Annotated in this window: 26 protein-coding genes; 22 read left to right on the top strand and 4 right to left on the bottom strand. The window is 73.2% G+C overall.

The window, feature by feature from the left end:
• Positions 1-47 precede the first annotated feature (47 nt).
• Entirely contained in the window at positions 48-1193 is a 1146-nt protein-coding gene (locus ABEA42_RS07440; protein WP_425572030.1) for a D-alanine--D-alanine ligase family protein, read from the top strand.
• Positions 1194-1278: 85 nt separating this feature from the next.
• Here the strand turns inward: ABEA42_RS07440 and ABEA42_RS07435 are convergent, their stop codons facing one another.
• Both ABEA42_RS07435 and ABEA42_RS07430 read right to left on the bottom strand, forming a co-directional pair.
• Positions 1279-1764 carry a hypothetical protein gene (locus tag ABEA42_RS07435; RefSeq protein WP_345502216.1) on the bottom strand — a complete coding sequence of 162 codons (486 nt, stop codon included), beginning with the start codon at positions 1762-1764 and terminating at the stop codon, positions 1279-1281.
• 1 nt (position 1765) lies between these two features.
• Positions 1766-1999 (bottom strand): Lrp/AsnC family transcriptional regulator, encoded by a 234-nt coding sequence (locus tag ABEA42_RS07430; protein ID WP_345502215.1) that lies wholly within the window; start codon positions 1997-1999, stop codon positions 1766-1768.
• A 165-nt stretch (positions 2000-2164) separates the two neighbouring features.
• Here ABEA42_RS07430 and thiL point away from each other — a divergent pair, with 165 nt between their 5' ends.
• On the top strand, positions 2165-3133 hold the full coding sequence (gene thiL, locus ABEA42_RS07425) for a thiamine-phosphate kinase (RefSeq protein ID WP_345502214.1): 969 nt from the start codon (positions 2165-2167) through the stop codon (positions 3131-3133).
• 230 nt (positions 3134-3363) lie between these two features.
• Here thiL and rpmB read toward each other — a convergent pair whose 3' ends face one another.
• Positions 3364-3558, bottom strand: coding sequence for a 50S ribosomal protein L28 (gene rpmB / locus ABEA42_RS07420; RefSeq protein WP_055814433.1), 195 nt, complete (start codon positions 3556-3558; stop codon positions 3364-3366).
• 167 nt (positions 3559-3725) lie between these two features.
• On the opposite strand from rpmB, the gene ABEA42_RS07415 reads away from it, so the two are divergent.
• The 4 genes from ABEA42_RS07415 to rsmD are packed head-to-tail and all read left to right on the top strand — an operon-like array spanning position 3726 to position 9105.
• Entirely contained in the window at positions 3726-5414 is a 1689-nt protein-coding gene (locus ABEA42_RS07415) for a DAK2 domain-containing protein (RefSeq protein ID WP_345502213.1), read from the top strand.
• Positions 5415-5416: 2 nt separating this feature from the next.
• Positions 5417-7648 (top strand): ATP-dependent DNA helicase RecG, encoded by a 2232-nt coding sequence (locus ABEA42_RS07410; protein WP_345502212.1) that lies wholly within the window; start codon positions 5417-5419, stop codon positions 7646-7648.
• Positions 7649-7703: 55 nt separating this feature from the next.
• Complete coding sequence (locus tag ABEA42_RS07405) at positions 7704-8480, top strand: alpha/beta fold hydrolase (protein WP_345502211.1); 777 nt, start codon at positions 7704-7706, stop codon at positions 8478-8480.
• Positions 8481-8529: 49 nt separating this feature from the next.
• A complete protein-coding gene (rsmD, locus tag ABEA42_RS07400) occupies positions 8530-9105 on the top strand; it encodes a 16S rRNA (guanine(966)-N(2))-methyltransferase RsmD (protein ID WP_345502210.1) in 576 nt (191 codons plus the stop codon).
• Positions 9106-9207: 102 nt separating this feature from the next.
• Here the strand turns inward: rsmD and ABEA42_RS07395 are convergent, their stop codons facing one another.
• Positions 9208-9504 (bottom strand): Fe-S cluster assembly protein HesB, encoded by a 297-nt coding sequence (locus tag ABEA42_RS07395; RefSeq protein WP_345502209.1) that lies wholly within the window; start codon positions 9502-9504, stop codon positions 9208-9210.
• Between the two features lie 144 nt (positions 9505-9648).
• Between ABEA42_RS07395 and ABEA42_RS07390 the strand changes: the two genes are divergently transcribed.
• The 16 genes from ABEA42_RS07390 (at position 9649) to ABEA42_RS07315 (ending at position 25105) form a co-directional block, all read left to right on the top strand.
• A complete protein-coding gene (locus ABEA42_RS07390; protein ID WP_345502208.1) occupies positions 9649-10203 on the top strand; it encodes a hemerythrin domain-containing protein in 555 nt (184 codons plus the stop codon).
• Between the two features lie 63 nt (positions 10204-10266).
• Positions 10267-10752, top strand: coding sequence for a pantetheine-phosphate adenylyltransferase (coaD, locus tag ABEA42_RS07385; protein ID WP_345502207.1), 486 nt, complete (start codon positions 10267-10269; stop codon positions 10750-10752).
• 161 nt (positions 10753-10913) lie between these two features.
• Positions 10914-11261, top strand: coding sequence for a peptidoglycan-binding domain-containing protein (locus ABEA42_RS07380; protein ID WP_345502206.1), 348 nt, complete (start codon positions 10914-10916; stop codon positions 11259-11261).
• A 254-nt stretch (positions 11262-11515) separates the two neighbouring features.
• Entirely contained in the window at positions 11516-12112 is a 597-nt protein-coding gene (locus ABEA42_RS07375; protein ID WP_345502204.1) for a YceD family protein, read from the top strand.
• Position 12113: 1 nt separating this feature from the next.
• A complete protein-coding gene (gene rpmF / locus ABEA42_RS07370) occupies positions 12114-12308 on the top strand; it encodes a 50S ribosomal protein L32 (RefSeq protein WP_056883621.1) in 195 nt (64 codons plus the stop codon).
• Positions 12309-12325: 17 nt separating this feature from the next.
• Positions 12326-13123, top strand: a complete 798-nt coding sequence (rnc, locus tag ABEA42_RS07365; protein WP_345502202.1) for a ribonuclease III — start codon at positions 12326-12328, stop codon at positions 13121-13123.
• Positions 13116-13985 (top strand): bifunctional DNA-formamidopyrimidine glycosylase/DNA-(apurinic or apyrimidinic site) lyase, encoded by an 870-nt coding sequence (gene mutM, locus ABEA42_RS07360; protein ID WP_345502200.1) that lies wholly within the window; start codon positions 13116-13118, stop codon positions 13983-13985. The genes rnc and mutM overlap by 8 nt, the downstream gene beginning before the upstream one ends.
• A gap of 47 nt (positions 13986-14032) precedes the next feature.
• The gene (locus ABEA42_RS07355) at positions 14033-14329 is read left to right on the top strand and encodes an acylphosphatase (protein ID WP_345502198.1); all 297 of its coding nucleotides are present in this window, start codon (positions 14033-14035) and stop codon (positions 14327-14329) included.
• 96 nt (positions 14330-14425) lie between these two features.
• Entirely contained in the window at positions 14426-14617 is a 192-nt protein-coding gene (locus ABEA42_RS07350; RefSeq protein ID WP_345502197.1) for a hypothetical protein, read from the top strand.
• Positions 14614-14946 carry a chorismate mutase gene (locus ABEA42_RS07345; protein ID WP_345502196.1) on the top strand — a complete coding sequence of 111 codons (333 nt, stop codon included), beginning with the start codon at positions 14614-14616 and terminating at the stop codon, positions 14944-14946. The genes ABEA42_RS07350 and ABEA42_RS07345 overlap by 4 nt, the downstream gene beginning before the upstream one ends.
• Positions 14947-15126: 180 nt before the next feature.
• Entirely contained in the window at positions 15127-18699 is a 3573-nt protein-coding gene (gene smc / locus ABEA42_RS07340; protein ID WP_345502195.1) for a chromosome segregation protein SMC, read from the top strand.
• Between the two features lie 97 nt (positions 18700-18796).
• On the top strand, positions 18797-19066 hold the full coding sequence (locus ABEA42_RS07335) for a hypothetical protein (protein ID WP_345502194.1): 270 nt from the start codon (positions 18797-18799) through the stop codon (positions 19064-19066).
• A 115-nt stretch (positions 19067-19181) separates the two neighbouring features.
• Positions 19182-21872, top strand: coding sequence for a WD40/YVTN/BNR-like repeat-containing protein (locus ABEA42_RS07330; protein WP_345502192.1), 2691 nt, complete (start codon positions 19182-19184; stop codon positions 21870-21872).
• Between the two features lie 115 nt (positions 21873-21987).
• Entirely contained in the window at positions 21988-23211 is a 1224-nt protein-coding gene (gene ftsY, locus ABEA42_RS07325; protein ID WP_345502191.1) for a signal recognition particle-docking protein FtsY, read from the top strand.
• A 2-nt stretch (positions 23212-23213) separates the two neighbouring features.
• Complete coding sequence (locus ABEA42_RS07320; RefSeq protein ID WP_345502190.1) at positions 23214-24278, top strand: hypothetical protein; 1065 nt, start codon at positions 23214-23216, stop codon at positions 24276-24278.
• Positions 24269-25105 carry an aminoglycoside phosphotransferase family protein gene (locus ABEA42_RS07315; RefSeq protein WP_345502188.1) on the top strand — a complete coding sequence of 279 codons (837 nt, stop codon included), beginning with the start codon at positions 24269-24271 and terminating at the stop codon, positions 25103-25105. Before ABEA42_RS07320 ends, ABEA42_RS07315 begins: the two co-directional genes overlap by 10 nt.

Below are 25105 nucleotides of genomic sequence, written 5' to 3'. Positions count from 1 at the left end.
TAGGCGGCGCGTCCGCGAGCCGTGTCCGTGCCCGCCCGGTGGGCCGGATACGCTCGTCCGCGATGACTCCGGACCAGCCCGCAGCCCGCAAGCCCCGCGTCGCCGTCGTCTTCGGCGGCCGCTCCTCCGAGCACGCGGTCTCCTGTGCCACCGCAGCCGGCGTGATGCGCGCCATCGACCGCGACGCGTACGACGTCGTGCCGATCGGCATCTCCCGCGACGGCCACTGGGTGCTCACCGACGGCGACCCCGACCGGCTCTCGCTGACCTCGACCAGCACGCCCGAGGTGACGGCCGACGGAGCCGGCGTGGTCATCCCCCTCGCCACCACCGACCGCACCCTGGTGGCGCTCGAGCCACGCGAGGTGCCGAAGTCGCTCGGCGAGGTCGACGTGGTCTTCCCGCTGCTGCACGGGCCGTTCGGTGAGGACGGGACCATCCAGGGCCTGTTCGAGATGGCCGACATCCGCTACGTCGGCTCGGGTGTCTTCGCCTCCGCGGCCGGCATGGACAAGCACCACATGAAGGTGATCTTCGCCGGGGCGGGGCTGCCGGTCGGGCCGTACGTGGTCATCACCGACGCCCAGTGGCGCCGGGACCCGGCCGCGGCGATGGACGCGGTCGCAGCCCTGACCTACCCCGTGTTCGTGAAGCCGGCGCGGGCCGGCTCGAGCATGGGCATCTCCAAGGTCTCGACCCCGGAGGCGCTCGAGGGGGCGATCGAGATAGCGCGCACGCACGACCTCAAGGTGGTCGTCGAGCAGGGCATCGTCGGTCGCGAGATCGAGTGCGCGGTGCTGCAGGGACGCGGCACCGACGAGCCGCGGGTCTCGCACGTCGGCGAGATCGAGGTGACGGCCGCCGGCGGCCACGAGTTCTACGACTTCGAGGCCAAGTACCTCGACGACGGTGCCGTGCTCTCGTGTCCCGCAGCGGTTCCCGACCACGTGGCCGCAGAGGTTCAGCGGCTGGCGCGGGCGGCGTTCGAGGCGCTCGGCTGCGAGGGCCTCGCGCGGGTGGACTGCTTCTACACCGACACCGGTGACGTGGTCGTCAACGAGATCAACACGATGCCCGGGTTCACGCCGCACTCGATGTACCCGCAGATGTGGGAGGCGACGGGACTGCCCTACCGCGACCTCATCGACGAGCTGCTCCAGCTGGCGCTGACCCGTCCCGTCGGCCTTAGGTAGCTCTCGCGCCTCCGGTCCGCTCCGTCGCTCCTGCCAGACCCAGTCGGCGCGCCTCGGGCCCTTACCCACGCCGCTCCGGCGTCTGCTAGCTGCAGGTGCGGCCGGTGCTGGGGAGGGCCTTGGCGGCGGGACCGAAGGCGGGCAGCAGGAGCGGCGCAGGGTCGTAGGCGTGGGGGACCAGGACCTCGATGGCGGGGGCGCGGCCGAAGGTCGTGAACCGCACGCCGTCGCTCAGGGGCTGGGCGACCCAGTCGACGCCGTCGACGTCGAGGCACTGCTCGGACGTGGGGCCGAGGGCCGGCCAGCCACAGGTGGCGATAACGACAGGGTCGCCCCACACGCGGATGTCGCGCGGGTCGCCCTTCGCGGCGACGAAGGCGTCGGACGCGGGCTGCCTGGCCACCGTCGACGGCATGAGCGACATCGCGGCCTCGCAGGCCCGGCTGTGGGGCGGCGCCGCGACCTCGATGCCGTGGTGCCGCACGGCGTACAGCACACCGCCGGCCACCCCGAGGACGAGGAGGCCGGCGGCTGCGACGAGCAGGCGCCGCCGACGGGCGGCGCGGTGCACCTCAGACGTGGACGACGGTGCAGGTCAGGGTGCGGGTGATGCCCGAGACGTCCTGGATCTTGGCGATCACGAGCTTGCCCAGCTCGTCGACCGTGTTGGCCTCGACGCGGGCGATGACGTCGTAGGGGCCGGTGACGTCCTCGGCCAGCACCACCCCGGCAATGCCGGCGATGGCCTCCGCGACGGACGCCGCCTTGCCGACTTCGGTCTGGATCAGGATGTAGGCCTGGACCACCACTAGGCACCTCAACTTCTGTCGAAGATGGATCATGTCTTGTCCGGGTGGCCGGTACTCCGGCCCCCCGAGAACCCGACCGCGGCGGAGCGCCACGGCCACGCCAGACGCTACCGTGCCGGTGTCCCGCCCGTCTCCCCCGGGCCGTCACGAGGAGGTCAAGTCATGGTCACGGGCCCGCGCACGCTGGCACAGGTGTCGGAGGGGGACCTGCTGGCCGAGATCTTCCCGTACTTCGCGGCCCACGACGGGCTGCTCATCGGGCCGGGGGACGACGCCGCCGTCATCGCGACCGGCGGCTCGGTCGTGGCCACGACCGACGCCATGGTGCGCGGGCGGGACTGGGTCGACGAGTGGTCCACGGCCGCCGACGTGGCCACCAAGGCGTTCACCCAGAACGTCGCCGACGTGGCGGCCATGGGAGCGGTCCCGACGTCGCTGCTCGTGACGCTGGTGGCCGACCCGCAGACGCCGGTGCAGTGGGCCGTCGACTTCGCCTGCACCCTGGGCCGGCTGGCGCAGGAGTCCTCGGTGGCAGTGGCAGGTGGAGACCTCTCGTCGGCGCCCACCGGGACGCTCATGGTCTCGGTCACCGCCCTCGGGGACCTCGGTGGCCGCCGACCGGTGCTGCGCAGCGGGGCGGCGCCCGGCGACACGGTCGCGGTCTGCGGGACCCTCGGCCGCTCGGCCGCTGGCCTGGCCCTGCTGCAGCAGGACCTGGGTGCGCTCGCCGAGGTCGACGGCCTCCGCGCCGAGTGCGTCGCCCACCACCTGCGCCCGGTGGCACCGGTCGAGGCCGGGCCCGCCGCTGCCGGCGCAGGAGCCACGTCGATGCTCGACCTGTCCGACGGGCTCCTGCGCGACGGCGACCGCATCGCCCGCGCCAGCGGGGTCAGGATCGCGCTCGACTCCGAGCTGCTGCGCCCGGACACCGATGTCCTGGCCCAGGTCGTCGGTGGCGCCGAGGCGCTCGAGTGCGTGCTGGCCGGTGGGGAGGAGCACAGCCTGCTGGCGACGTTCGCGGGCGCACTCCCGGACGGGTGGCGGCCGCTCGGGCGCGTCGAGGTGGGGGAGGGTGTCACCCTCGACGGCTCGCCGCAGGCGCCGCGGGGCTGGGACCACTTCGCCGGCTGACCGACCGCAGCGCCCGCTCTCGCTCGCGCTCGCGCCGGGACATTGGGTGCCGGAACGCGCCGTTCCGCGTGCGCCCTGGCACCCAAAGTCCAGACGGTGGGGCGCGGAGAGGCAGGCGAAGAGGAGTGTGGCGTGGGCGCGGGGTACGGCGCGGGGCGCCGTACCCGGGAACGACGAAGCCGACCGTCCCCGAGGGGAGGTCGGCTTCGTTCAGTGCCGGTGGGTCAGGGTCAGCGCTTGACCTTGCCGGCCTTGAGGCACGAGGTGCAGACGTTGAGACGCTTCGGGGTCACACCTGCGTCGCCCACCAGCGCCTTGACGCGCTGGATGTTGGGGTTCCAGCGACGCTTGGTGCGGCGGTGCGAGTGCGAGATGTTGTGACCGAAGCTCGGTCCCTTGCCGCAGACGTCGCAGTTGGCAGCCACGGGTGTTCTCCTGAATTCGATGTGACGAGACTTGGATCCCCGCAGCGGTCCGGGCGCGGGCACAGGCCAGCACCAACACGGTCCACGGGAACCGGTCAAGAGTAGCCGAGGAGGGCTGCTGCGACCAAAACGAGTCCGCTGACGGCACTGGGCACTAGCCTGCCACCGTGCTCGAAGCCCTCTCCGCCGTGGATGCGCGGCGGTGGGCCGTGCTCACCCGGGCGGCCTTCGCGGCCCGCCGTGCGGAGATCGACGCGCTCAACGTCTTCCCCGTGCCGGACGGCGACACCGGCACCAACCTCTACCTCACCCTCGACTCCGCCCTCGACTCCGTGCGCACCGAGCACGAGGCGGCCGGGATCCTCGGCACCGCGACCCTGGAGCAGGAGTGCACCGCCCTGTCGCGCGCGATGCTGCTCACCGCGCGGGGCAACTCGGGCGTCATCCTCAGCCAGCTCGTCCGCGGGTTCGCCGAGGCCATCGCCGACAGCGGCCTGCCGCAGGCAGGGGCGGAGGTCGTCGCCGACGGCCTGCAGCGCGCCAGCCGCCGGGCGTACGCGAGCGTCACCCGTCCCGAGGACGGCACCATCCTGACCGTCGCCGAGGCCGCGGCCTCCGCAGGTGGCGCCGTCGTCTGCCAGGGCCTGGCCGCCGTCGTGGAGGCGGCCCTGGATGCGGCGACCGAGGCGCTGCGGGCGACGACCGACCAGCTGCCGGCCCTCCAGCGCGCCGGGGTCGTCGACGCCGGCGCAGCCGGCTACCTCCTGCTGCTCGAGGCGCTCGCCCGGGTGGTGCACCAGGACGGTGCCCACGTGGGGGAGCGCATGGAGCCGTTCGCCGAGGACCCCTCCATGCGCCGCCGCGAGGGCTGGAGCACCCATGGTGGGGTCGTGGAGCCCACCGGGCACGACGGCGGACCACCCGCGAGCCTCGCCGACGCCACCGAGGGGGGCCCCGCCTTCGAGGTGATGTACCTCCTGCGCGACAGCGACGAGGAGCGGGCGGCGACGCTGCGTACGGTGCTCGACGAGCTCGGTGACTCCCTGCTCGTGGTCGGTGGGCCGGACCTGTGGAACGTCCACGTCCACGTCGACGACGTCGGCGCCGCCATCGAGGCGGGGCTGGACGCCGGCCGCCCCTACCGCGTGCGGGTGACCCACTTCTCCGACCAGGCCTCCCACCGCCGGCCCTCGAGCGGTGTCGGCGTGGTCGCCTGCGCCGCGGGCCCCGGTCTGGCCGCCGTCTTCGAGGAGGCCGGCGCCGTGGTGGTCGCAAGCGGTCCCGGCCAGCGCGCCTCGGCCGGCCAGCTGCTCGACGCCATCCGCGCCTGCCACACCCTGTCGGTGATCCTGCTGCCCAACGACCGCGACACCGAGCTGGCGGCGCGGGCTGCCGCCAGTGCTGCCGAGCAGGAGGGCCTCGACGTGCACCTCGTGCGCTCGCGGACGGCGGTGCAGGGCCTGGCCGCCTTCGCGGTGTTCGACGCGGCGGCCGGGGTCGCCCGCAACGCGGCCGAGATGAGCCACGCGGCAGCCGCGACGCGTCACGGTGCCGTCGCGGTCGCGAGCAAGCAGGCCCTCACCAGCGCCGGTCCGTGCGAGCCGGGCGACGTCCTCGGGGCCGTCGGCGGCGACGTGGTCGTGGTCGGCCAGGACCTGGCGGAAGTGGCCCTCGACGTGGTGCAGCGACTGCTGTCCAGCGGCGGTGAGCTCGTGACCGTCGTGGGTGGCGAGGACGTCCCGGACGGGCTGGTGGAGGAGCTCGGCCAGCGGGTCGAGCGCCACCACCGCGACGTCACCGTCACGCTCATCGACGGCGGCCAGCCGCACTACCCCCTGCTGCTGGGAGTCGAGTAGGCGTGGTCGACGAGAGCACCAGGCTCGACAAGCTCCTGGGTGCCCGCACCGCCGGCACCCTGGCCAAGCACCGCGAGCTGCACACCGTGGGCGACCTGCTGGAGTTCTGGCCCCGGCGCTACCTCGAGCACACCTCCGACCTGTCCGACCTGCACGTCGGCAAGTACGTCGTGGCCGTCGCCGAGGTGAAGACGGCCGTCACGCGACGGATGCAGAAGCGCCGTGGCGAGATGCTCAACGTGACCATCACCGACGGGCGCAACGACGTCGACCTCGCGTTCTTCAAGGCCTGGGGCCACAAGGACGCCCTGGTGCCGGGGGTGCGCGCGGTCTTCGCCGGCGAGGTCGGGATGTACCGGGGGCGGTGGCAGCTGACCCACCCCGCCTACCAGGTGGTCGAGGGGGACCTCGGCACCGCGGCCACCGAGCGCGGTCCGATCCCCGTCTACCTCCAGGTCAAGGGTCTGCAGAACTGGTCCGTCGCCGAGTGCGTGCGCATCGTGCTGGACCACCTCGAGGACGTGCCCGAGCCGATCCCCGCCACCCTGCGCTCGCGGCACGGGCTGCCGGGACGGCTCCAGGCGCTCCGCGGCATCCACGTGCCCGCGGCGTACCCGGAGGTGCAGCGGGCGCGGCACCGCATGCGCTACGAGGAGGCGCTGGTCTTCCAGACGCTGCTGGCGCAGCAGCGCGCCCGCCGGGCCGCCGACCGCACCACCGGCCGCACGCCGAGGGAGGGCGGGCTGCTCGCGGCCTTCGACGCCCGGCTGCCCTTCGAGCTGACGGCGGGTCAGCGCGAGGTCGGCCGGACGCTCGCCGAGGAGATGGCCCGCGACGTCCCCATGAACCGCCTGCTGCAGGGCGAGGTCGGCTCGGGCAAGACGGTGATCGCCCTGCGCGCAATGCTGGCCGCGGTCGACTCCGGTGGCCAGGCGGCGCTGCTCGCGCCCACCGAGGTCCTGGCCGCCCAGCACCACCGTTCCATCACCACGATGCTCGGCGACCTCGCGGAGGGCGGGATGCTCGGAGGCAGCGCCATCGGCACGCGCGTGGCCCTGCTCACCGGTAGCCAGTCCACCGCTGCACGCCGGGAGAACCTCCTCGCCGCGGCGAGCGGCGACGCCGGGATCGTCATCGGCACCCACGCCCTCATCCAGGACAAGGTGCAGTTCCAGGACCTCGCCCTGGTCGTCGTCGACGAGCAGCACCGCTTCGGCGTGGAGCAGCGAGATGCGTTGCGGGAGAAGGGTTCCCAGCCTCCACACGTATTGGTCATGACCGCCACGCCGATCCCGCGCACGGTGACCATGACGGTCTTCGGCGACATGGAGACCTCGACGCTCTCCGAGCTGCCGCGGGGCCGCTCGCCGATCACCACGCACGTCGTGCCCGCCGACCGCGCGGCCTGGGTGCAGCGCACGTGGGAGCGCGTCGCCGAGGAGGTGCGGGCCGGCCGCCAGGCGTACGTCGTGTGCCCGCGGATCGGCGACGACGGCACCGGTTCGGCGGGCAGCGCCGTGTCCGCGGACGACGAGGAGGTGGCCGTCGTGGTGGCCACCGAGGGCGACGACGAGCCGGCCACCGGCCCAGCGCCCAGGGAGCTCGCGAGCGTGTACGGCGTCGAGGCGGTGCTGCGCGAGAACCCGGCCCTCGCCGGCCTCACCGTCGCGGTCCTCCACGGGCGCATGGCCCCGGAGGACAAGGACGCGGTGATGCGGTCGTTCACCCGGGGCGAGGTCGACGTCCTCGTGTCGACGACCGTCATCGAGGTCGGCGTCGACGTGCCCAACGCCACCGTCATGGTCGTGGTCGACGCCGACCGGTTCGGCGTCTCCCAGCTGCACCAGCTGCGCGGCCGCGTCGGGCGAGGGCGGCACGCCGGGCTGTGCCTGCTCATGACGTCGTCCGAGGCCGAGTCGTCGGTCGAGCGGCTCGAGGCGGTGGCGGGCACCAACGACGGGTTCGAGCTGGCCCGGCTCGACCTCGAGCTGCGGGGGACCGGCGACGTGCTGAGCGGACGGCAGAGCGGCGGGGGCAGGTCCGGGCGAGCCATGGGACGCGGCAGCTTCCGGTTCCTGTCCCTCGTGCGCGACGAGGAGATCATCCTGCAGGCCCGCGACGACGCGGCCGCCCTGGTGGGGGGCGACCCCGAGCTCGCGGAGCACCCGGTCCTCGCCGCCGCGGTGGCCGAGCGCGTGGACGAGGAGCAGGCCGCCTTCCTCGAGCGCGGCTGACCACCGGCGGCAAATCCCCGCGACCCACCCGTCCCCGCAGACCTAGGGTGGCCGCATGATCCTCGCCCACGACGACCTGGGGACAGGTCCCGCCGTCCTGCTGCTGCACTCCGGCGTCACCGACCGCCGCATGTGGGACGCCCTCGTGCCCTCCCTCAGCCACAGCTTCCGCGTGGTGCGCCCGGACCTCCGCGGTTTCGGGGACTCGCCGCTGCCCCCTGAGGAGTACGCCGACGCCGACGACCTCGACGCCCTCCTGGACTCCCTCGGCATCACCGACGCCGCCGTGGTCGGGTCGTCCTTCGGCGGACGCGTCGCCCTGGAGCTGGCCACCCTGCACCCGGCGCGGGTGTCCTCACTGGTGCTGCTCTGCGCGGCCCTGCGAGGCGTCGAGCCCACCCCGGATGCCGCGGCCTTCGGCGACGAGGAGGACCGGCTGCTCGAGGCAGGCGACGTCGAGGCAGCCGTCGAGCTCAACGTGCGGACGTGGCTCGGCCCGGAGGCCGACGACGGGACCCGCGAGCGGGTGGCGACGATGCAGCGGCACGCGTTCGAGGTGCAGCTCGAGGCAGACGCGCAGGAGCCGGGACCCCGGCCGCGGCGGGTGGAGGTCGACCTGGCCGCCGTCGCGGTGCCGACGCTGGTCGTCTCCGGCGCGAAGGACCTCGAGCTGTTCAAGCGGACGGCCACCGTGCTCGCGACCGGGATCCGTGGCGCCGAGGCCGTCGAGCTCGACTGGGCCGGCCACCTGCCGTCGCTCGAGCGCCCCGACGCCGTGCTGGCACTGCTGCTCGACGTCCTGCGCGACGACCCCACCGTCCACCAGCCCTGAGCCCGCGGCCCCCGGCGGGACGGAGGCTCACCGCTGCTACGTTGCCGCCGTGACGCGGATCATCAGTGGACGTGCCGGCGGCCTGCGGCTGGCGACACCCCCCGGTGCAGGCACGCGCCCGACCAGCGACCGCGTCAGGGAGGCCCTGTTCTCGCGGCTGGAGCACCTCGAGGTGGTCGCAGGGACCCTGGTCCTCGACCTCTACGCCGGCTCCGGCGCGCTGGGGCTGGAGGCCCTGAGCCGTGGGGCCGCCGGGGTCCTGCTCGTCGAGTCCGACCCAGCCGCCGCCAGGGTGGCGGAGTCGAACGTGCGCGCCCTCGGCCTCCCCGGCGCCCTCGTCCGGCGCGCGCCGGTGGCCACGGTGCTCAGCACGTCACCGGCGGCGCCGTACGGGCTGGTCCTCAGCGACCCGCCGTACGCCCTCACCGAGGACGAGCTCGCCGAGGACCTCGCCCTGCTCGCCGGGCACGGCTGGCTCACCGACGACGCCCTCGTCGTCGTCGAGCGGTCGTCCCGCTCCCCGGAGCCCCGCTGGCCCGCGGCCTGGGAGCCCGAGGGGGAGCGGCGGTACGGCGAGACGAAGATCTGGTTCGCGGGTCCGCGGCTGCCGGAGGAGCCCGCCTGAGTCGTGTCCGGCGCGGGTGACCCACACGCGGAAGGGCCCGGACCACCGCAGTGGTCCGGGCCCTTCGCACAGGCCGTGGTGGCCGTGTCCGGCCGCGAGGTCCTAGGCGGTCGGTGCCGCCGCGGGGATGATGCTGAACTGCACCGCCCCGGACTGGTCGACGCTGGCGTCGAGCACCTGGTCGCCGAGGGCGACCGCTGCGGTCTCGTCGAGGAAGACCTTCGCGCCGTCGTGCTCGACGACGGCGTCCCCGGGCAGCGCCTCCTCGGCGGTGGTCACGGTGAGGGCGCCCGCGGACGGGTCCTCCTGACTGAAGCGCAGACCGGCGTCGTCGCCGGGCTCGGTCTGGTCGACCAGGGTCTTGACGATCGTGCTGGCGTTCTCGGTGAGGGTGAGCATCGGCTCTCTCTTCCCTAGAGGTCAGGACCCGTCCACCGTCACGCACCTGCCGGGGGCATGCAAACCGGACGTCCGATGGGTGGGACCCGTTGGCACCACGGCCCCAGAAGTGTGCGGACGCCGCTGGTGAGAGAGGGTGAGGCCATGACGGACTATGAGATCCCCCGCCCCACCTCCGGTGACGTCGTCGAGCTCATCCTCGAGGACCACCGCCTGTTCGAGGCGCTCCTGCGCGACCTGCGCGACGCAACCGCCGACCGCGCAGCCGCCCGGGCGGCGCTGTCCGCCGTGCTCATCGCCCACGGCGAGGCAGAGGAGTCCAAGGTCTACCCGAACCTCGAGCGCAAGGACGCCATCACCGACCACGAGGCCGAGCACGGCGAGGAGGAGCACGCCGAGGGCAACGAGGCCCTGCTCGCCCTGCTGGAGTGCAAGGGCACCGACACCCAGAAGTTCGACGACGCGGTCGAGGACCTCGCCACGGCCCTCAACCACCACATCGGCGAGGAGGAGCAGACGATCCTCAACCCGGCCCGTACCGAGGTGTCAGAGGAGGTCCGCGCGGACCTCGGCGAGAAGTGGGCTGCCGAGCGCAACCGCCTCCTCGACGCCGACGCCGGCTCGATCGACAACGTCCGCAAGATCGTCGCCAAGGCGCACGAGGAGGGCCTCCTGCCCGCCGACGACGAGGACGAGTGAGCACGGGCTGAGCCCACTCGCCGGAGCAGGGGGCCGGGGCCGCACCGCTGCTAGCGTGCCGCTGTGACCAGACGGTGTGTGTGCCCCGGCTCCTACGACCCCGTGACGCTCGGGCACGTCGACGCCATCCGACGGGCGTCAACGCTCTTCGACGAGGTGGTCGTGGCCGTCCTGCACAACCCGGCCAAGCAGGGGGTCTTCACCCCGGACGAGCGCCGGGCGCTGATCGAGGACGCGCTGGGCGACCTGCCGGGGGTGAGCGTCGAGGTGTTCGGCGGACGGCTGCTCGTCGACGTCTGCCGGGAGGTCGGGGCCGACGTGGTCGTCAAGGGCCTGCGCAGCGACACCGACTTCGCCTACGAGCTGCCCATGGCCCTGATGAACCGGCACCTGACCGGCCTCGAGACGGTGTTCCTCCCCGGGGAGCCCGGCCTCGCCCACGTGTCGAGCTCCCTGGTCAAGGAGGTGGCTCGCTACGGCGGCGACGTGAGCGGCCTGGTCACCGACCGGGTGCGCGACGAGCTCACGGCACGGCTCACCCGCTCCTGACGGTCGTAAGGGCGGGCCCCCCTAGCGGCAGCTGGGCTTCGTCGTCAAAGAGCACTGCCAGATCACGCAGATCCATGCATTTGATCTGGATCCTGCCCCTGTGCGCCCAATAACGTCTCGATGCCTTCGAACGGAGGCAAGCAAGCGACAACGGGAGAAAAATGAAGCGAGCAAAGCTTGCAGGGGCGGTTCTGGCGGTCAGCGCCACGATGGGCGTAGTGGGGGCCGGTGCGGCGAGCGCGAGCACGACGGCGCCGCAGATCGCGTATGGCGCCTCCGGCTACAAGGTCAAGTGCGTCCAGGTCGCCCTCAACTACCACTACGGCATCAGCATGTCCGTCGACGGCGTGTTCGGGTCCACCACGCAGAAGTGGGTGCGTCAGCTCCAGTCCGACGGTGGGCTGAGCGTCGACGGCGTGGTGGGCAAGTACACCGGCAACCTGCTCATGGGGACACTCAACAAGACCGGGCACTCCGACTGCTACGCCTACATCCCCACGACCTACTAGCCAGAACCGTCGGCGCCCTCGGTGCGGGACCCCATGGTCCGCACCGGGGGCGCTGACCCATGGTCCGCACCGGGGGCGCTTCGCGTCGTAGAGACCTCTGGCCCCACTAGCGCGTGGGGACAGGGCGGTCCAGCCCGCGAGGTCTGCAGGGCGCAGCCGCGCATTTGGGGAGTACGGCGCGCTCCGGTAACCTCGTGCGTCGGTCTACGTCCTCGCCCGAGGTACGGACCGAGTCACTCGACACAGCTGGAGCCATGGAACACCTCAACCCCCGATCGCCGCTGGTCTTCGACACCACGGACCTCGGTCGGCGACCCGGATCCATGGTGCAGGTCCAGCGAACCGTCGAGGCGCCTGCCGACTTCGGCACGGAGGTCATCGCGGTGCCGCAGGGTGCCCCGATGGAGCTCGAGCTGCGGCTCGAGTCCGTGGTCGAGGGCGTGCTGGTCACCGGCTCGGTCCACGCCACGGCAACCGGCGCCTGCGTGCGGTGCCTGGACCCGGTCACCCACGAGGTGGACGGGCACTTCCAGGAGCTGTTCGCCTACGCCGACCGTGCCGCCCACCACCGCGAGGTGGGGGCGGACGACGACGAGACCGAGGAGCACAAGCTCGAGGGCGACCTGTTCGACCTCGAACCCGTGCTCCTGGACACGGTGGTGCCCGCACTGCCGTTCCAGCCGGTGTGCCGGGAGGACTGTCCGGGTCTGTGCTCCGAGTGCGGAGCGCACCTGGCCGACGATCCCGACCACCAGCACGACGTGATCGACCCCCGGTGGTCCGCGCTCTCCGCGCTGTCCGCCGACGCCAGCACCACCACCCCGAGCACCATCGAAGAGAAGAGGAACTGACGTGGCTGTCCCGAAGCGGAAGACGTCGCGCTCCAACACCCGTTCGCGTCGCGCGAACTGGAAGACGACGGCGACCACGCTGACCACGTGCCCCCAGTGCAAGGCCCCGACGCAGCCGCACCTGGCCTGCCCGTCGTGCGGCACCTACAAGGGCCGTCACTACACGACCGCCGAGCGCACCGAGCACCAGGGCTGAGCCGGTCTGACCACCGCGTGAGCTCCACTCCGACTCCTGCCGGGGGCAGCGCGACGCAGCGGCCCGTCGACGACTTCCTGCAGCACCTCACCGAGGTGGTGCAGGCGCCGGTCGACGAGCCGCTGCTCCTGCGTGCCCTGACCCACCGCTCGTACGCGTACGAGAACGGCGGCCTGCCCAACAACGAGCGCCTCGAGTTCCTCGGCGACTCGGTGCTGGGCCTCGTCGTCACCGACACGCTCTACGCCACGCACCCCGACCTGCCCGAGGGCCAGCTGGCCAAGCTGCGGGCCGCCGTGGTCAACATGCGCGCGCTCGCCGAGGTGGCCCGCACCATCGGGCTCGGCGACCACGTGATGCTGGGGCGCGGCGAGGAGAGCACCGGCGGCCGCGACAAGGCCTCGATCCTCGCCGACACGATGGAGGCGGTCATCGGGACCGTCTACCTCTCGGCCGGCATGGAGGCGGCGGCGACATTCGTGCACCACCTGCTCGACCCGCTGATGGCGCAGAGCGCGACCCTGGGTGCAGGTCTGGACTGGAAGACGAGCTTGCAGGAGCTGTCCGCGGCCACCTCCTCGGGTGTCCCCGAGTACCAGGTCGACGAAGAGGGCCCCGACCACGAGAAGACCTTCCACGCGCGGGCGGTGGTGGGCGCCGAGGTGCTCGGCACCGGTACCGGGCGATCCAAGAAGGAAGCGGAGCAGAAGGCGGCCGAGGTGGCCTGGCGGGCCCTCACGGCCCGCGCCGCCCGCCTGTCCGCGAAGACCGCCTCCGCCGACGAGTCCGCCGAGGACCCCGCACCACGTGCCTGAGCTGCCCGAGGTCGAGGTCGTGCGACGGGGGCTGGCCGACCACGTGGTCGGCCGCACCATCGAGCGCGCCGAGTTCTTCGGGACCCGGGTCGCGCGCCGCCACCTGCCCGGCCCCAGGGACCTCGCCGATCGGCTCGCCGGCAACCACGTCGAGGACGCGCGGCGCCGCGGCAAGTACCTCTGGCTCGTCCTGTCGGGCCCGGACGGCTCGCGCCAGGGGCTGGTCACCCACCTCGGCATGAGCGGCCAGCTCCTCGTGGAGGCGCCGGACGCCCCGCGCGAGAAGCACCTGCACGCGGTGGTGGACTTCGACGACGACGGGCCGCAGCTGCGCTTCGTCGACCAGCGCACCTTCGGCGGCATGGCGCTCGCCGAGCTGACGCCCGACGACGTGCCCGAGCCGGTCGCCCACATCGCCCCGGACCCCCTCGAGGGTGGCTACGACCAGGCCGCCGTCGTGCGCCGGATGAAGGGCAAGGACGTGGCCGTCAAGCGGGCCCTGCTCGACCAGACCCTCGTCTCCGGGGTCGGCAACATCTACGCCGACGAGGCGCTGTGGCGGGCGCAGGTCCACGGGGAGCGGCTGTGCTCGTCCCTGACGAAGCCGACGTTGGCGCGGGTGCTGGACCACGCGCGCGAGGTCATGCTCGAGGCGCTCGGCCAGGGCGGCACGAGCTTCGACGCGCTCTACGTCAACGTCAACGGCGCCTCCGGCCACTTCGACCGCTCGCTGCACGCCTACGGCCAGGAGGGCCGACCCTGCGACCGGTGCGGCACCCCGATCCGCCGCGAGGCGTTCATGAACCGGTCGTCGTACTCCTGCCCCCGGTGCCAGCCCCGCCGCAGGGCACGTCGCGGCTGACAGCAGGACCTCCGCGGTTGTACAACAGGGGGGAGAGGGTGGTGCAGATGGATCGTGAGGGACCGGCCAGGGCCGTCGTCTGGGTGCACGGCCGGGTGCAGGGAGTCGGGTTCCGCTGGTGGGTGCGCGCGAGGGCCTTGGAGCGGGGGCTCGTGGGCCACGCGCGCAACGCCCCCGACGGGCGGGTGGAGGTCGTCGCCCAGGGCGACCCGGACCAGCTGCGCGAGTTCGTGGCCCTGCTCGAGGAGAAGCCGAGCCAGCACCTCCGGCCCGGTGAGGTCGAGGTCTGCGTCACCGCGTGGGGGGCGCCGCGCGACGGGGTCATGGGGTTCGTCGAGAAGTAGGGCCTCCATTGACCGGGGCTGGGCTGGATGTCACCCTGAGAGACGGCCCCCACACCGGCACCCCGACGACCACGAGTCGTCCCCCGAGGAGACATCATGGCCAAGGCCCTCGTCGGCTACCGCGTCGCCTACGACCAGCGACTCATGCACGAAGCCCTGGAGCTGCGCCGCCGCGTCGCCGACCTCGAGCACCTCGTCGACCGCCTCCAGAGGGACAACGACCAGCTGCGCGAGGATCTGAGACAGCCGGACGCCGTCGGCGCGGGCGCGCCTACGATTGCCGGGTGACCCAGCCCGCACAGCCACTCCCGGAGCCCGGTCCCACCCCGTCCAGCACTGCGACGGCCGACCTCCACCGCCTGCGCGCGAGCATCGACAACATCGACGCAGCCCTCATCCACCTGCTCGCGGAGCGCTTCAAGTGCACCCAGCGGGTCGGCGAGCTCAAGGCCCGCGAGGGTATGCCGCCGGCGGACCCGGCGCGTGAGGAGGAGCAGATCGCCCGGCTGCGCGACCTCGCGGACACCGCGGGGCTCGACCCGACGTTCGCGGAGAAGTTCCTCAACTTCGTCATCGCCGAGGTCATCCACCACCACGAGGCCATCGCCCGCGACTGAGCCGGACCGCGCGCGGCAGGCTCCGGCGCTGTCCGACGGCACTGTCGTCACACCAGCCACACGGGCCCCTCGGCGAGGCCCGTACCCGGCGTGGCGGCCCGCGCGCACCACGGGGCGCCACCGCCCCGCCGGTACAGTGAGCGCGATCCGGACCACGCGACGAGAGACGACCTCCAAGGCATGTACGTCAAGAGCCTGACCCTGAAGGGCTTCAAGTCCTTCGCCTCGGCGACCACGATGCGCCTCGAGCCCGGCATCACCTGCATCGTCGGCCCCAACGGCTCCGGCAAGTCCAACGTCGTCGACGCGCTCGCTTGGGTCATGGGGGAGCAGGGCGCCAAGAGCCTGCGCGGCGGCAAGATGGAGGACGTCATCTTCGCCGGTACCGCCGGCCGCGCACCCCTCGGTCGCGCCGAGGTGGCGCTGACCATCGACAACTCCGACGGCGCGCTGCCGATCGACTACACCGAGGTCACGATCGCGCGGACGATGTTCCGCAACGGCGGCTCGGAGTACGCCATCAACGGCACGTCCTGCCGCCTGCTCGACGTCCAGGAGCTGTTGTCCGACTCCGGCATCGGCCGCGAGATGCACGTCATCGTCGGCCAGGGCCAGCTCGACGCCGTGCTGCGCGCGACCCCCGAGGAGCGCCGCGGCTTCATCGAGGAGGCGGCCGGCGTCCTCAAGCACCGCAAGCGCAAGGAGAAGGCGCTCCGCAAGCTCGAGTCGATGGAGGCCAACCTCACCCGGGTCAACGACCTCACCGGTGAGATCCGCCGCCAGCTCGGCCCGCTCGGCCGCCAGGCCGAGGCCGCCCGCCGGGCCGCCGTCATCCAGGCCGACGCCCGCGACGCCCGCCTGCGCCTGCTCGCCGACGACCTCGTGCAGCTCACCTCCACCCTCGAGCAGGAGGTCGCCGACGAGTCGGCCCTCATCGCCAAGCGCACCGAGGTCGAGGAGGGGCTGGCCGCGCTGCGCAGCCGCCTGGCCGTCCTCGAGCAGCAGGCGCAGGACGCCGCCCCGGAGCTGACGCGGGCGCAGGAGCGCTGGTTCAGCCTGCAGCAGCTGCGCGACAAGCTGTCGTCGACCGAGTCGCTGGCGGCCGAGCGCGTCCGCCTGCTCAGCCAGGACAGCCAGGACGAGCAGACCACCGGCCGCGACCCCGAGGAGCTCAAGGCGCAGGCCGCCGAGGCGCGCCGCCAGGAGGAGTCACTGCTCGCCGAGGTGCGCGAGGCCGCGGCCCGGCTCGAGGCGGCCGTCGCCGCCCGCACGGAGGCGGAGCAGGCGTACGCCGCGGAGCAGCAGCGCCTGCAGCGGCTGCTCCGGGCCGCTGCCGACCGCCGCGAGGGACTCGCCAAGCTGGCCGGCCAGGTCGGCGCCCGTCGAAGCCGGATCGAGGCCGGGGAGGCCGAGATCGGCCGCCTGCGGGGGATCGTCGCCCAGTCGCTGGAGCGGGCCGCCGCTGCGGAGCAGGAGTTCACCAGCCTCGAGGCGTCCGTCGCCGTCGACGAGGAGGGCGAGGAGGGACTCGACAGCGCCTACGAGAAGGCCGCCGCGGTCCTCGAGAAGGCCGAGGCCGAGGTCGAGGAGCTCCGTGAGGCCGAGCGGGCCGCCGAGCGCGACCGCACCACCTCCGCTGCCCGCCTCGAGGCCCTCGAGCTCAGCCTGTCGCGCAAGGACGGCGCCGCGACCCTGCTCGCCGCCGCCGACTCCCGCCACGGCATCGTCGGCTCGGTCGCCTCGCTGCTGCAGGTGCAGGGCGGGCACGAGGCCGCGGTCGCCGCAGCCCTGGGGTGGGCCGGTGACGCGCTCGCGGTCGAGTCGGTCGACCACGCCGCCCGCGCCCTGGTCACCCTGCGCGACGACGACGCCGGCAGGGCGGCCTTCCTCGTCGGGCAGACCGCCACGTCCAGCGACCCGGCGAGCTGGCCGCAGCTCGAGGGCTCGGCCGTCTGGGCGCGTGAGGTCGTGCAGGCTCCGGCCACCGTCCGCCCCGCGGTCGAGCAGCTGCTCGACAGGGTGGCGCTGGTCGCCGACCCCGCGCTGGCGGCCGCCCTCGTCGCCCGTGGCGACGGCATCACCGCGGTCACCGCCGACGGCGACGTGTTCGCCCCCGGCTTCGTCCGCGGCGGAAGCAGCCACGCCCCGAGCCTCATCGAGATCCAGTCCGCCGTCGACGAGACCCGCGACCGCGTCGCCGAGGCCACCCGCCGCGGTGAGCAGGCGCGGTTCGCCCTCACCGGTGCGCAGGAGCGCCACCGGGTCGCGGCCGACGAGGTCGAGGCCGCCCTGGAGGCGCTGCACGACTCCGACGCCAAGATGGCCGCCGTCGCCGAACGGCTCGGCCACCTCGGTGCCACGGTCAGGGCCGCCAAGGCCGAGGCCGAGCGCACCGAGCGCAGCATCGCCGACGCCACCACCGCGCTCGAGGCCGACCGGACCGAGCTCGCCGCGCTGACCGAGCGCCTCGACGAGGCGAGTGCCGAGCCGACCGAGTCCCAGGACCCGAGCACCGACGAGCGCGACCGGCTCGAGGCCGAGGCCAGCCGCGGGCGGGCGACCGAGACCGAGCTGCGCCTGACGCTGCGTACCAAGGAGGAGCGGGCCCGCGCCCTCAAGGGGCGCGCCGACTCCCTCGAGGGAGCAGCCCGCAACGAGCTCGCCGCGCGCCAGCGCCTCGCCGCCCGCCAGGAGCGCCGCAAGCGCGAGGCGTCGATGGCCGAGGCGGTCCGCCGCGGCGCCGCCTACGCGGTCTCCCTCGTGGCGGGCACCCTCGACACCGCGGCCGGCCAGCGGGCCGCGGCCGAGACCGCCCGTACCGAGCGCGACCAGGCCCTCGCCCAGGTGCGCCGTGAGGTGAGCACGCTCCAGGACGAGCTGCGTGAGCTCACCGACACCGTGCACCGCGACGAGGTCGCCCGCACCCAGCAGCGGCTGCGCATCGAGGCCATGCAGGCCAAGGCCGTCGAGGAGCTCGGCATGGACCCGGCCGTGCTCATGGAGGACTACGGCCCCCACCAGCCGGTGCCCCACATCGCCGGGCCCGACGAGGACCCCGACACGCTGCCGGAGCCGGCGCCCTTCGTCCGTGACGTCCAGGAGAAGCGGCTGCGCAAGGCCGAGCGGGCGCTGTCGGCCCTGGGCCGGGTCAACCCGCTGGCGCTGGAGGAGTTCGCGGCGCTGGAGGAGCGGCACAAGTTCCTCACCGAGCAGCTCGAGGACCTCAAGAAGTCCAAGCGCGACCTGCTCGACATCGTGCGAGAGGTCGACGAGCGCGTCGAGCGCGTGTTCACCGAGGCCTACCACGACACGGCAGCCCAGTTCGAGCAGGTCTTCGGGCGGCTGTTCCCCGGCGGCGAGGGACGGCTCACGCTCACGGACCCCTCGAACATGCTCACGACGGGCATCGAGGTCGAGGCACGCCCGCCCGGCAAGAAGATCAAGCGGCTCTCGCTGCTCTCCGGTGGCGAGCGGTCCCTGGTGGCGGTGGCGCTGCTCGTGTCGATCTTCAAGGCGCGGCCCAGCCCCTTCTACATCATGGACGAGGTGGAGGCGGCGCTCGACGACGCCAACCTCGGTCGCCTCATCACCCTCTTCGAGGAGCTGCGCGACTCCAGCCAGCTCATCGTCATCACCCACCAGAAGCGGACGATGGAGGTCGCCGACGCACTGTACGGCGTCTCGATGCGCGGCGACGGCGTCACCACGGTGGTGTCCCAGCGCATCCGGGACGTCGCAGCACGCAGCGCCTGAGGCGGGGCCGCGGCCCTGCTCGTCCACCGGCGCGGCAGGTGTCCACGGGCGGGGTGTCGATTTGGCCAGCCGCGGTGCGGCAGGGCACCCTAGACCCATGGTTGCGCTGATCATCGGAATGGTGCTGTGCGTCGGACTGGCGGTCGCCGTCGTCGCCGTGGTCGCCGTCCCGGCACGCAGGGAGGGCCGCGTGCTGCTCAGCCCCCAGGGCGAGGAGATCGTGGCGACGGTCAAGGAGAAGACCGAGGCCACCATCGAGGCCACGGTGGAGAAGACCAGCGACGTCCTCAGCGCCACGCGCGACAAGGTCGGCGACACCGTCCAGCGCGACAGCGCCGAGGACGCAGGGCGGCACCGCGCCGGCTGAGACCCGCGCGTTCACTGAACACCCCGTGACAATCGTCATGGGGTGTCCTCATCCGTTCAGCCGATGCTGGGGCGGGCCCGACCGGGCCCACCCCCTTGTCGGAGGAGACAACACGATGAGATCCCCCACCACCCGAACCCGCCGGCTGGTCGCCGGAGGAGTCGGGCTCGCCCTGGTCGTCGGCGGCTCTGCCGGCTTCCTCGGCCGCCACGAGCTCAACGAGGCGTGGCTGAAGTACCAGTGGCGCGACAGGCACTACAACGGCGCGGTCATGGAGAAGGCGCTCATGATCGCCGGCGGCAACCCCACCGAGGCCCAGAACGAGTCGAAGGAGGCCGTGACGATCGCCGAGCAGTTCGCGCAGGCGCGGACCGCCCCCGGCATCGTGGCCCCCGGCGCCTACGGCAGCGCCTACTCCCAGATCCAGGCGCTCCCCTCGACCGCGGGCACGTGGCACGAGGTCACCAAGGTGCCCTACAACGCCGACGACCCCCGCTACCGCGACTACTACTCGAACTCCTCCGGCGGGTCCGGCTACGTCACCGGGCGCATCACGGGGCTCGCGGCCGACTCGGCCGACCACGTGTACGCCGCGGGCGCCGACGGCGGCGTGTGGCGCTCCACCACCGGTGGGGGAGCGTGGACGCCGATCGCCGACGCGCTGCCGTCCCTGAGTGGCGGGGACCTCCAGCTCGCGGGCTCGGACGGGTCGCTGTGGTTCTCCACCGGCGAGGCCAACACCGGTGGCACGTCCTACGTCGGCGCCGGGGTCTTCCGCCTCGCGAACCCGGCGTCCGGCACCTTCGCCCCGACCGACCGCGTCGGTGGCAAGGAGCTGGAGTCCACGACCATCGGCCGGCTGCGCTGGGGCGGTTCCACCGTCTTCGCCGCGACCAACCGGGGCATCTGGTACCACGCGGCCGGCAGCAAGGCGGGCGCCTGGACCTTCGGCTTCGCCCCCAGCCCCTCGTGGATGCCGCGGATCACCGACGACGCCGGCCACGTCCTGGTGCCGGCCGGCTCCGACTGGACCGGCAACACCTCCTCCGGACCGACCGACGCGGCGTACAAGAACATCGTCAACGACATCGCCGTCGACCCGAAGAACCCCAAGCACGTCGTCGCCGCGATCGGCTGGCGCTCGGGTGACACCTACAACGGCTTCTACGAGACCAACGACTTCACGCAGGGGCCCTCGAGCTGGCACAAGCTCCCGGTGACCCTCGGCGGCATCACCAACTCCAACGACGTGGGCTACTCGACGTTCGCCTTCAGCAAGAACGGCGACCGCCTCTACGCGATGGTGCAGCAGCCGAGCAAGATCAACTCGGCGTCCTCGCTCGCGGGGATCTTCGTCTCCAAGACCGGTTCGCCCCTCGGCCCGTGGAACAAGATCGCCGACTCGGCCCAGCTGCACAACAGCGGCTCGGCCCTGGACCGCAAGGGGTACGCCGTCGGCGTGCAGGCCTGGTACAACCAGTTCCTCCAGGTGGACCCGGCGAACGCCGACCACGTGTGGGCGGGCCTCGAGGAGGTCTTCGAGACCAAGGACGCCGGCTCGCACTGGTCGGCCGTTTCGCCGTACTGGAACTTCAACTTCCCCTGCTGGAGCTACGACGACGCGAAGAACACCTGCCCGCTGGCCGGGCACCCCGACCAGCACTCGGTGACGGTCGGCACGTCGGGCGGCAAGCCCGTGGTGCTGTTCGGCAACGACGGTGGCGTCTACCGCCGGCCGGTCAACGGCACGGTCAACGCCAACGGCAACGCCACCGACCTGGTGTCGGTGTCGCGCGACGGGACCCTCGGGGCCCTGCAGTACTACTCCTCGTCGGTGGGCAAGGACCCGTCCGGCACGGGCGTGGTGGTCTCCGGCGGCCTGCAGGACAACGGCGTCTCCAACCTGCGCAAGGTGGCCCCGAACGGCACCAACGGCGACACCGAGATGGGCTCGAACTTCGGTGGCGACGGCGGCGACGGCGCGGCGGACCCGCGCAACGGCTGCAACCAGCTGCAGGAGTACACCAACCTCGCGGTCTACGTGACCAACAACTGCGCCACCAACCCGAACTCGACGGTCAACCAGGGCACCGCGACCTCGTGGTCGCTGGACCCGGGTGACCCGAACGCGCGGTTCATCGCCCCCATCGGCCTGGACGGCGGCAACCCGGACAACGCGATCTTCGGCGGCCAGTACGTCTACACCGCCTCGAAGGTGTGGGCAGCCCGCGACAAGTCGGCGCTGACGAAGGTGTTCGACCTCGGCGCCGGGCACTCGGCGACCGCGGTGTCGATGCAGAACGGCACGGCGTACGTCTCGTGGTGCGGTCCCTGCAACAACAACGGGTTCACCCGGGGGATCGCCACCAACGCCGGTGGCACGTGGCACCAGCTCACCCTGGACTCCGCCTTCCCCAACCGGTTCGTCCAGGGCCTGACCATCGACCCGGCCGACGGCAACCACGCGTACGCCGCCATCAACGGCTTCTCGCGCCGGTTCACCGAGGGCCCGGGTGCCGGGGTCGGCCACCTCTACGAGACCAGTGACGGCGGTGCCCACTGGACCGACGCCAGCGGCAACCTGCCCGACGTGCCGGCCAGCAGCATCAAGCGGCTCGCCAACGGTGCGCTCGTGCTGGGGACGGACCTCGGTGCCTTCTACCGGGCGTCCGGCTCGACGTCGTGGCAGCGGCTCGGCTCCGGCCTGCCGCTCACCGTGGTGATGGACATCGAGGTCGCGCCGGACGGCAACCTCTACGCCGCGACGCACGGCCGTGGCATGTGGAGCATCCCCGCCCCGCAGTGACCGGCCACGGCCCCGCAGCCCGGGGCCGAGGCCTGTCGAAGCAGTGAACGGTGCCCCGTCGACCACGGTCGGCGGGGCACCGTCGTGTCAGGCGCGGCAGCGCGCAGGTGAGAGGATGGCGCGCGTGATTGATCAGCTCTGGGAATGGATCGCCATCGCCGTCGGGCTCCTCGTGGTGTTCGGGGCCCTGGTCGTCGGCCTCGTGCGGGGCCGCGGCGGACGGACTCGGCAGGGGCCCGCGTCCGGGCGCACCGGCGGGACGGACGTGCTGCCCGGTGTCGGTGACGACGCCACGCCACCGCGGGACGCGCCCAAGCGCTCCGTCGAGGACGCCGGCAGCGTCGACACGCTGCCCGCTCCCGGCCAGCCGGAGACCCTGCCCGAGGTCGAGCCGACCCCGACGCTGGAGCGCCCGGCCTCGGCCCAGGGCCGCCTGACCCGCCTGCGTGCGCGCCTGTCGCGCTCCAACTCCGCCCTCGGCAAGGGCCTGCTCGCGCTGCTGTCGCGCGGCCGGCTCGACGAGGCCGCGTGGGAGGAGGTCGAGGACACCCTCATCGGCTCGGACCTCGGTGTCGAGGCGACGACCGAGCTCGTCGACCGGCTGCGGACCCAGGTGGCCGTAGAGGGCACGACCGACGAGGCCACCGTGCGCGGCTGGCTCCGCGAGGACCTGCTGCGCCTGGTCGACCCGACCATGGACCGTGCGGTGGCGAGCAGCCGCGTCGAGGGGCGCCCGGCCGTCGTCCTGGTCGTCGGGGTCAACGGCACCGGCAAGACCACCACCGTCGGCAAGCTGGCGCGGGTCCTGGTCGCCGAGGACAAGGACGTCGTCCTCGGTGCCGCCGACACCTTCCGGGCCGCGGCGGCCGACCAGCTCGAGACCTGGGGCGCCCGCGTGGGAGTCCCGACCGTACGGTCCGACCGTGACGGGGCCGACCCGGCCGCGGTCGCGTTCGACGCCGTCAAGGCCGGCGCCGAGATGGAGGCCGACGTCGTCATCGTCGACACCGCGGGCCGGCTGCACAACAAGGTCGGCCTCATGGACGAGCTCGGCAAGGTCAAGAGGGTCATCGAGAAGCAGAGCCCGATCGACGAGGTGCTGCTGGTCCTCGACGCGACCACCGGCCAGAACGGCCTGCGCCAGGCCGAGGTGTTCGCCCAGGTCGTCGACGTCACCGGCATCGTCCTGACCAAGCTCGACGGCACGGCGAAGGGCGGCATCGTCGTGTCCGTGCAGCGCAAGCTCGGCGTGCCGGTCAAGCTCGTCGGCCTGGGGGAGGGCCCGGACGACCTGGCGCCGTTCGACCCCGAGGCGTTCGTCGACGCGCTGCTCGACTGAGGGTGCCGCTCCCCAGGGCACGCCCCGTTCTCGCCGCCGGACTGCTCGCCGCAGGCCTGCTGGCGCTGCCGTGGGCTGCCTCCCGCGCGGCCGCGGACACCCAGCGCGACTTCCCGGTCCTCGACGAGCGGGTCACCGAGTCCTCCGGCCTGGCGCTGAGCCGTCGGCACCCGCACACCGTCTGGACCGCCAACGACTCCGGCGACGGCCCCAGGCTCTTCGCCGTCGACACCCGCACCGGCCGGACGACCGGAGTGCACACCTACGGCGCCCCGGTGCGCGACGTCGAGGCGCTCGCGGTCACCCCGCAGGGCAGGGTCCTCGTCGGCGACCTGGGCGACAACACCGCCAGCCGCAGTGTGGTCCGCATCTTCTGGTTCGACGAGCCCGACCTCGGCCGGACCTCGGGACGCTGGGCGTCGTGGGAGCTCGTGTACCCGGACGGCCCCCACGACGCGGAGTCGCTGGCCGTCGACCCCCGCACCGGCCGGGTCCACGTCGTGACCAAGGGGGCGAGCGGCGCCGTCTACGTCCTGCCCCCGAAGCCGAGCCGCAGCGGGGTCAACCGGCTCACCCGCGTCGGGCCGGCCCCGGCCTTCGCGACCGATGCGGTCTTCCTGGCCGACGGGTCGGGCCTGCTCGTGCGGACGTACACGCAGGTCGTCCGGCTCGACCCGTCGACCTTCCGCGCGGTGGGGTCTGCGCTGCTGCCCCTGCAGCGCCAGGGCGAGACCATCGCCCTGGCCCCCGGTGGCGACCGGCTGCTCGTGGGCAGCGAGGGGGTGCGCTCGACCGTGCGCGTCGTCGACGTGCCGCCCGCCCTGCCCGCGACCGCGACCACCCCGACCGGCCCCTCCACGACACCGTCGACCACCTCGACCGCCTCCGCGGGAAGCACCTCGCCGACCGCGACCACCGCGCCGGCGCCGGGCGCGACCTCCGGGGGCCCACGTCCCGCCTCCCTGCCGGTCAGCGGACGGCAGGTCGTCTGGGCGGCCTCGTCCTCGGCCGCGCTGGTGCTCCTCGCCCTCCTGACCACCTGGCTCGCCCGCCGGGCGTGGCGGTGACGCCCGTGGACCAGGAGCAGGTGCTCCACGGTGGCAACACCGGGCACGTCGTCCGCGTGGGCGACACGGTGCGCCGCCGCGCCGGCCACTGGACGCCCGCCGTGCACGCGCTGCTGCACCACCTCGCGGCGGTCGGCTTCGACGCCGTACCGCGCCCGCTCGGCACCGACGCGCAGGGGCGGGAGGTGCTGACGTACGTCGAGGGGGTCGCGGGCGCGCTGGGCCCGCAGCAGCTGCCCGCGCAGTTCCAGACGCTCGACGCCTGTCGCGCCATCGGCGCCTGGCTGAGGGCGTTCCACGAGGCGCAGGCGGGGTTCGCCCCCGACCCGGCGCTGCCGTGGCGGGTCTCGCCGGGCCGCTCGTTGCGACCCGGCGAGGTGGTCGTCCACCACGACGTGGGCACCTACAACACGGTGCTGCGTGCCGACGGGTCGTTCGCGGTGATCGACTTCGACTTCGCCTCTCCGGGCGACCCGCTCGAGGACCTCGCCTACGTGCTGTGGTCGTGGACGCCGCTGTGGCACGACCCCGCCGCGGTCCGCCTGGAGATGGGCGAGGTGACGATGGCCGACCGGCTCCACAAGTTCGCGGCGGTCGTCGACGGGTACGCCGCCGACGCGGGGCAGCGGCAGCGGGTGCCGGACGCCGTGCTCGACTGCATGGAGTCGCACGCGAGGACGATCGAGGAGCTGGCCGCGGAGGGCGACCCGGCCTTCGTGCGGATGCTGGGCGAGGGGCACGCCGACCGCCCTCGGCGCGACGCCGCGTGGTTCGGCCGGCGGCGGGACCTCTTCGCCGCGGGGGTGGCCCGTGACGCCACCCGCTGA

It is taken from the genome of Pedococcus ginsenosidimutans (genome assembly GCF_039544395.1).
Taxonomy (GTDB): Bacteria; Actinomycetota; Actinomycetes; order Actinomycetales; family Dermatophilaceae; genus Pedococcus; species Pedococcus ginsenosidimutans.
This window is presented reverse-complemented; position numbering and strand designations above follow the sequence as displayed.